An 8009-nucleotide genomic window follows, 5' to 3' on the forward strand; every position below is an offset into this window, starting at 1 on the left:
CCCTGCCCCAGCTGCCCGCTCTCGTACGTGTACCAGGCCCCGGACTTGCGCACGAATCCGTGCTCGACACCGAGGTCGATCAGCCCGCCCTCCCGGCTGATCCCCTGGCCGTAGACGATGTCGAACTCGGCCTGCCGGAACGGCGGTGCGACCTTGTTCTTGACGACCTTCACCCGGGTGCGGTTCGCCACCGCGTCCTGCCCGTCCTTCAGGGTCTCGATCCGCCGCACGTCCAGCCGCACCGACGCGTAGAACTTCAATGCCCGGCCGCCGGTCGTGGTCTCCGGCGACCCGAACATCACCCCGACCTTCTCACGCAGCTGGTTGATGAAGATCGCCGTGGTCTTCGACTGGCTCAGCGCACCGGTGATCTTCCGCAGCGCCTGGCTCATCAGCCGTGCCTGGAGACCCACGTGCGAGTCGCCCATCTCGCCCTCGATCTCGGCGCGCGGAACCAGCGCCGCCACCGAGTCGATGACGATGACGTCCAGCGCGCCGGAGCGGATGAGCGTGTCCGCGATCTCCAGCGCCTGCTCGCCGTTGTCCGGCTGGGAGATGTACAGATTCTCCGTGTCGACGCCGAGCGCCTTCGCGTAGTCTGGGTCGAGAGCGTGCTCAGCGTCGATGAACGCGGCCAAGCCGCCGGCCCGCTGGGCGTTCGCCACCGCATGCAGCGCGACCGTGGTCTTGCCGCTGGATTCGGGGCCGTAGATCTCGACCACGCGGCCGCGCGGCAGACCGCCGACGCCGAGCGCGACGTCGAGCGCGATCGCGCCGGTCGGGATGACGTCGATGGGGGTCCGGGTCTGATCGCCCATGCGCATCAGGGAGCCCTTGCCGAATTGCCGCTCGATCTGCGCGAGCGCCGCGTCGATCGCCTTCTCCCGGTCGGTGGACGCCGCCATGGTTCCTTCGCCTCCGTGTCTGTGTGTCCGCGGTCTCGGGGCCGCCGGTTGGAGTTGCGACAAGGACGTTACCGGCCACCGCCGACAACACCGCCGCACCAGAACGCGAACCCGCCTCAGCGGCAACTGTGTCATGTCGCGAAGCCCGTCGGCAGGGAAATACCGAAAAATCCCGGCAAAACCGGCCTGATCGACCCTCAAGCGCGACGCGCTCTAGAACTCTCGTTCGAATTCTAACCCGCTCGGCCTGGCGAAGTGGCCCCGACACGCAACTTCGTTCGACCCGCTCAGTCCGACAATCCGATCGTCACCGCCCATGCCCACCCTTCTCTCCCTCCACGCTCCTCCCACCTCCCCCGAAATACTCCGCTTCCCAGTCCTCACTTACCGACCCGCCGATGCCCCACCTGACCGCCCCCACCAGCGCGTCCCTTCATCCTCCCCTCTCGCTACGCCGCCCCCAGCCAGCACCGCCATCCCGCACCCATCCGCCATCCGTCACCGCAAAGCCGCCACACTGACCCCCGCCGTGCACCGGACGCGGCGCGATTGCCTACGATGTGCCACGGGACAGGTAAGACTACGAGGTGATGAGCGCATGACAACCGGAATCTCCGGATTCGGCTCACACATGATCATCAGCGCCTACTCCGGCCCGCCCGCACTCCAGAACTCCGCCTACGCCACGCAGTGGACGTTCAACCCGTGGGTAGTGGGCACCGCGGTCGTCGCTGCGGGCCTGTACCTCATTGGCGTCCAGCGGCACAAAGCGCGCGGAGGCGAATGGCGAGCGAGCCAGACCGGGCTCTTCTTCGCCGGCCTCGCCCTGTTCGTGTTCGTCAACGTCTCGTTCCTCGGCGCCTATGAGCGGATCCTGTTCTGGCCCCGGGCCGTCCAGAACACGCTCCTGATGATGGTCGTGCCGATGCTCTTCGCCTTGGGTGCGCCCCTGACGCTTCTCCTCGAGAACACGTCAGAAAGCGCAAGCGCGCGCATTACGGCGATCATCCGGAGCGGCCCCGCGAGGTTCCTCGCCTTCCCGGCGACCGTGTCGGCCGTGTTCCTGAGCACGCCGTTCCTGGTGTACCTCTCGCCATGGTTCCAGGCCGCCATGCGCAGCGACCTCCAGAACGAGATCCTCAGGTTCACCCTCGTAGTAGTCGGTTACTACTACTACTGGATGCGGCTGCGCATCGATCCAGTACCGCACGAGTACCCGCACATGGTGTCCGTCTGGATCACATTCGCCGAAGCGGTGACCGACGGCGGGCTCGGCATCATCCTCATGTGGGGCAGCTACACCGTCGCGCTCGACTACTACACCCACCTCGCGCGCCCCTGGGGCATGACCTTCCACCAGGACCAGCTGATCGGGGGCGGGGCGATCTGGGTTCTCGGCGACCTTGCCGGCCTGCCGTTCATTGGAGCGCTCTGGCGGCGCATGTTCCGCGAAGACCGCCAAGAAGCCGCGGTCATCGACGCCGAACTCGACGTACTCGAGGTCGAACAACACGCTCCCACAGCCCAGGCCGACGAGGGCGAAGAACTCCCCGAAGGCCACCTGCGCCCCTGGTGGGAAACCGACCCCGTGCTCAGCAGACGCTTCGGCCTAGCCGCACCAGAAGACGACTCCTGAATCCGCGACGCGCCAGCGACGAACCGAACCAGCGCCGGGCTGAGCCGGCCGCGCCACTAGCCAAGCGCCTCGCGCGCTGCCACAAACAACATGCTGCGGTTCCTGCCGGACAGCTCCAAATGCCGCCACCCCCTCTCCCACGTCGCCACGTCTCCGCCCCCGCTTACCTGCTTCTCCGTTCCTCGTCTCCCCTCCCCGCTTCCCGCTCTCTCTACTTCTCCCCTCTCCGCCTTCTACTCGCCTCTCTGCTTCTCCTCTTCCACCGCTCCATTCCTTACCCTCCCCACCACTTCCGCCCCGCCTCTCACCCACCGCCCCACTCCTCGCCCTCCACCGCTCCATTTCTCACCCCCTCTGCTCCCGCCCCCGCCCCTCCACTCCTTGCCTTCCACCGCTTAGCTTCTTACCCTCCCACCACTCCCGCCCCGCCTCTCACCCGCCTCCCCACTCCTCGCCCTCCACCACTCCGCTTCTCACCCCTTCTGCGCCCGCCCCGCCACTTAACTGCTCCCCGTCTTCGATTCCGCCCTCACCCGCTGCGCCGCCTCCCGAATTTTCCCTTCTCGAACCTTTCACCGCCCGCCATCCATTTCCTCAAACACGATTATCAGCTAAATAACTCTTCCAGCCTCCGCAAAAGAGCGTAGAAAAATACGTCATTTTGGGGATTCGGTGCTTGGCAATTCCTGGAATCGTGATCTGCGTCGCGCTGAAACTCACGGGAGACGCCCGCGGCAGCGACGACGAGATCAAGGAGGCCAACCATGTCCCGTGCGTTCACCCGAGCCCTGGTCATCTCGACGATCAGCGGCATTGCTGTCGCCCCCGCGATCGCGTTCGCGGCGGGCAGCGGCTCGAACGCCCCGGCCCCGACCGTGACCACGCTGATCGCGCCCAATGGCGACCCGAGCGGCCACGGCTTCACGCTCACCGCACGGGTGGCGCCGTCGACTGCTACTGGGAACTCGGCGAGGCACGCGGAGTCCGAGGTCACAGACTCGAAGGCCGGCAAGGGGAAGAAGGGCGGCACTACCGGCAGAAAGGGCACCGGCAGGAAGGGCAAGGGCAAGAGCTCCGGAAAGGGGCACAGCCAGCGCCACAGCGCTGAAACGGGATCGGTGACTTTCGTCATCGACGGGAAGTCGCTCAAGCCCGTCCCGTTGGCGCGGGGCCGAGCCGCCGAGAAGATCGACCTGCCGCCGGGCAACCACACGGCAGCAGCGTCCTACAGCGGCGACAACAACTACCGTGCCAGCCAGTCCGCACCGATCAGCTTCACCGTGAAGTAACCATCGACCCGCTGGGGCCCATCATTTGCGCCCCAGCCCTGAGACAGCCTGCATGGGGTGGGACGGCCGCTCATCTTGCGCAGGCGGCTCAAAGCGCGTCAGCCGGAAGAATCCGGCGCCGGAGGCAGCAACGCCTCCGGCCCCCGAAAGGGGGTACGCGGGGAACCGGGAATCTGACACAACCCGGTTCTCTACCGCGGGGGCACCGGTGGAGCGGGAGGCGAACCAACCTCCCGAGGGGTCCCCCTCCACCAAGGGTCCGCCGACCCGGGTGACGCCAGTCGGCGGGCAAGACCGGATAACTCCGGCTGACGCGCGAAAGAGCCGCGTGTCGGTCCCGGCCATGGACGGGACCGACACGTCTTCGGCATGCCCAAAAACTGTCACCAGCTCGTATGAAGCGGCTTGCCTTCGGTATAACCAGCCGCGCTCTGGATTCCGACCACGACCCGTTCATGGAATTCTTCAATCGACCGCGCACCCGCATAGGTGAACGACGACCGGACCCCCGCGACGATCGAGTCGATCAGATCCTCGACGCCCGGCCGCTGCGGATCGAGGTACATCCTGGAGGACGAGATGCCCTCCTCGAAAATCGCCTTTCTCGCTTGTTCGAACGGCGAATCATCCGCAGTACGAAGCTTCACCGCGCGTGCCGATGCCATTCCGAAATTCTCTTTGAACAGCTTCCCGGCGCCGTCGCTCTGAAGATCTCCCGGCGACTCATACGTCCCAGCGAACCAGGACCCGATCATGACGTTCGACGCTCCCGCCGCCAAGGCCAACGCGACGTCACGCGGGTGTCGCACGCCGCCGTCGGCCCATACGTGCTTTCCAAGCCTGCGGGCCTCGGCCGAGCATTCGAGCACCGCGGAGAATTGCGGTCGGCCGACGCCAGTCATCATCCGAGTCGTGCACATCGCGCCAGGTCCGACACCCACCTTGATGATGTCCGCGCCGGCGGCCACGAGATCGCGGACGCCTTGCGCCGAGACGACGTTCCCCGCCGCCACAGGCACTTGCGGATCCAGTCCTCGGACAGACTTCAGGGCAGCGATCATCTTTTCCTGATGGCCGTGTGCCGTGTCGACGACCAACACGTCCACGCCGGCCTCGAGAAGCGCCTTCGCTCGGCCTGCGACGTCGCCGTTAATACCGATCGCGGCTGCAACCCGCAGTTGTCCCAAGGTGTCTACCGCAGGCTCATACAGCGTCGCCCGCAGCGATGCTTGACGGGTAAGCAGTCCGGCAAGCCGACCGTCCTGGTCGACGATCGGCGCCAGACGGTGGTGGCCCTTACTGAGGCGATTGAACGCTTCCTCGGGCTCGATTCCGGCCGGAACCGTGAGCAGATCACGGGACATGACCTGCCCTACTTGGGTGAACCTGTCTACCGCCTGGCAGTCAGCGTCGGTGACGACGCCCACCGGCCGACCGTCGACCACGACGACAGCAGCACCGTGCGCCCGCTTGGGGAGCAGGTTGAGGAGGTCTCCGACCGTATCGGTTGGCCGCACCGTGATCGGAGTGTCATAGACCACGTGCCGCGTCTTGACCCAGTTGATCACGCTCGTAACGACGTCCAGCGGGATGTCCTGCGGGAGGACGGCGAGGCCACCTCGCCTTGCGACTGTCTCGGCCATGCGTCGGCCGGCAACAGCGGTCATATTGGCGACGACGATCGGGATCGTGGTGCCCGAGCTGTCAAGGGTCCTCAGGTCTACGCCGAGCCTGGAGCCGACGTCAGAGCGTGCCGGGACCATAAAGACGTCGTCATAGGTCAAGTCGTACTGAGGGATCAGATCATTCAGAAATCGCACGTAACGGCATACTACCGGCTACGACGATGAAACCTGGGGACGCCCAAAAGGATCGTCCTGACCAGGGATTTGTATGACCGCTTGAGCTGCGCGGCCGACTGCGCTGGCGCCCGGGGTATCGAACGAATCTGCGAGCGGCTGGCGGCTTGGTTGTGACGGATCGAACGCTCGACGCCCTGCTGGACGGCGCTAGAAGCCCGTCTTGCGGAGCCACGGCACTGAAAACGGCCCGTCACCAGGAAAACTGGGCTGTCCACGAAGGCTGCGGCACCGTGATCGTGCCAGTTCCACCGATCCGGTCAGGTCCAGCACACCGGGACGGGAGCGACCCATCCCGTGAGGCGACTGAGAACCCCGTGGTCCATGATCTCGTCGAATTGGCGATGGTTCTCAGCGGGTCAGGCCCACACGGTCGAGGAAGCCGAGACGGCCACGGGATCTCACGCCGGAATCTCGCGGCGAGTTCGCCCGCTGCGAGAGCCCCGAAGTCGCAGCTTCGGAGTGAGCTGCCGGATCACCGCGCAGTACACCCGCCGCTGGGTCGCTTTACTGTGAAACCCCATGTCGGACATCGTCCGCGGAACTTCATGTCGGCGGGCGTGTGCGAAAATCCCGTTGCTGGGCGTCGTACCGGACTTCACACTCGAGGCCATACTCGGCTTCGTCAGGACCGACAATGACACCCTGGTCTCGTGTTTGGGCGACTCACAGCGCACCGTCGCCGCTTATCACGAGTTGCTGCGACGCGGACAAGATGCGCTCAGCGCGATCCGCGCCGGACTCAGCCACACAGATCCAGCCGTCCGTGAAGGTTGCTGCCGTCTGCTTGATCACCTGGTCGACACTGAGTCCATGAGCGAGCTGATCGCCATGGCCGACGACCCCGACGCAGCCGTGCGAATCGCCGCGTTTCACGCCCTAGCTTGTGACCGGTGCAAGGACGACGCCTGCGCACCCGGTCCCGAACGGCTTCTGGGGCCCGCGCTGGCGCACCTGCACTCTGATCCGGACCCGCAGGTTCGGATGAGGGCCGCCGAGCTCGTGGGCAAGTTCGCCCACACCGATGCACGCGCCGTCGCCGCTTTGGAGGCATCGCACGCCGACGACCCGAGTCCGGCAGTGCGTAAGAAGGCTGGCTGGTTCACACCCGGTGGGACCATCTACGAACGCACCGCACCGTCCGCTCCCAAATAACGGGATGGCGATGACGGGACAGCTCCTAGGGCCGTGAGTGCAGGGTGAGTTCCTGGTGTGGCTTGGGGAGGGCCTCTGCACCGATTTCGGTCAGACGTGGGCTGACCCACTCGCCTTCGCCGACGTACTGCTTGACGATGCGCCCTGGGACGCCCGCGACGACGCAGTGGTCCGGAATCACACCGCGGACCACCGAGCCAGCGGCGACGACGACGTTCCGACCGATAGTGGTGCCGGGGAGGATCACTGCGCCGGTGCCGAGCCAGCTCCCGGCGCCGATGGAGACCGCGGCGTTGACGGGGAACTGCTTACCGATGGGGACATCAGGGTCCGCGTACCCGTGATTCTGGTCTGTAATATAAACATAAGGGCCGGTATAAACATCATCGTCGATGTCGATCGAGTGATGGCCGATGACGTGGCTGCCGCGTCCGAGAACGACGCCGCTGCCGATGCGCACGATGGGTACCGGGCCGAGGTCTAGTTCGGGGACGAACCCGGCTGTGACGGTGACGTGCGGTCCGATCATCGTGAAGTGGCCGATCGAGATCCAGCGCTCGCCGAGGAGCGTGCCCTGGGGGAACGCGATCGCGGTGCCCTCACCGAACGATGCGAAGCGGTGCGATGCGGGGGACTTCGAGGTGACCCGCCCAGCTTCGCCTAGTCTGCGCCAACACGCCAGAATCGCCTGGTTGACCAGTCCGGACCACCATCCACGCTTCAGCATGACTGCAACCGTAAGCGATCGGTCGGCAGTCCTCGAAAGCGCCTGGGAATCCGTTCTGCGACAATCCGGCCCGGCCGGTGCCGTCGCGCGGGGCACGCCCTAGACTGCTGCCCCGCGGCGAGGTGATACCAGCATTCGAACTGACGGTGTTTTGGGGAGGAAGTTCACAGTGCACATCACCGAGGTGGAGTTGATCACCCGGGTCACGGTCGGCTGGGCGCTGACCTTTCTCCTGGGGTTCGAGCGGGCGGTGCGGGGTGCACCGGCCGGCGATCGCACGTTCTCCCTCGTGGGGGCGGGCACGGCGTTGATCGGCACGCTCTCGATATCGTCCCCGGCGGTTCTGGGTGGTGCGGTCACGGGGATCGGCTTCATCGGTGGCGGGCTGTGTTTCCGGCAGGCCGCCCAGGACAAGGAGATCCTCCACGGCGTCACGAC

General features: G+C 65.8%; 7 protein-coding genes. 4 read left to right on the forward strand and 3 right to left on the reverse strand.

From position 1 onward, the window contains the following. A partial coding sequence (gene recA / locus VGZ32_RS18635) for a recombinase RecA (protein ID WP_414642564.1) occupies positions 1 to 905 on the reverse strand: 905 nt, incomplete at its 3' end. 598 nt (positions 906 to 1503) lie between these two features. On the opposite strand from recA, the gene VGZ32_RS18640 reads away from it, so the two are divergent. Then, a complete protein-coding gene (locus VGZ32_RS18640) occupies positions 1504 to 2541 on the forward strand; it encodes a cytochrome c oxidase assembly protein (protein ID WP_326887354.1) in 1038 nt (345 codons plus the stop codon). Positions 2542 to 3305: 764 nt separating this feature from the next. Next, a complete protein-coding gene (locus VGZ32_RS18645; protein ID WP_326887355.1) occupies positions 3306 to 3830 on the forward strand; it encodes an Ig-like domain-containing protein in 525 nt (174 codons plus the stop codon). A gap of 383 nt (positions 3831 to 4213) precedes the next feature. On the opposite strand, the gene VGZ32_RS18650 is transcribed toward VGZ32_RS18645, so the two are convergent. Next, positions 4214 to 5650 carry a GuaB1 family IMP dehydrogenase-related protein gene (locus tag VGZ32_RS18650; protein WP_326887356.1) on the reverse strand — a complete coding sequence of 479 codons (1437 nt, stop codon included), beginning with the start codon at positions 5648 to 5650 and terminating at the stop codon, positions 4214 to 4216. Between the two features lie 561 nt (positions 5651 to 6211). Between VGZ32_RS18650 and VGZ32_RS18655 the strand changes: the two genes are divergently transcribed. Further along, positions 6212 to 6844 (forward strand): HEAT repeat domain-containing protein, encoded by a 633-nt coding sequence (locus tag VGZ32_RS18655; protein WP_326887357.1) that lies wholly within the window; start codon positions 6212 to 6214, stop codon positions 6842 to 6844. A 25-nt stretch (positions 6845 to 6869) separates the two neighbouring features. Here VGZ32_RS18655 and VGZ32_RS18660 read toward each other — a convergent pair whose 3' ends face one another. Further along, on the reverse strand, positions 6870 to 7571 hold the full coding sequence (locus tag VGZ32_RS18660; RefSeq protein WP_326887358.1) for an acyltransferase: 702 nt from the start codon (positions 7569 to 7571) through the stop codon (positions 6870 to 6872). A 169-nt stretch (positions 7572 to 7740) separates the two neighbouring features. Here VGZ32_RS18660 and VGZ32_RS18665 point away from each other — a divergent pair. Then, a partial coding sequence (locus VGZ32_RS18665; protein ID WP_326887359.1) for an MgtC/SapB family protein occupies positions 7741 to 8009 on the forward strand: 269 nt, incomplete at its 3' end.

The organism is Actinocrinis sp. (assembly GCF_035938995.1).
GTDB lineage: Bacteria > Actinomycetota > Actinomycetes > Streptomycetales > Catenulisporaceae > DASZGI01.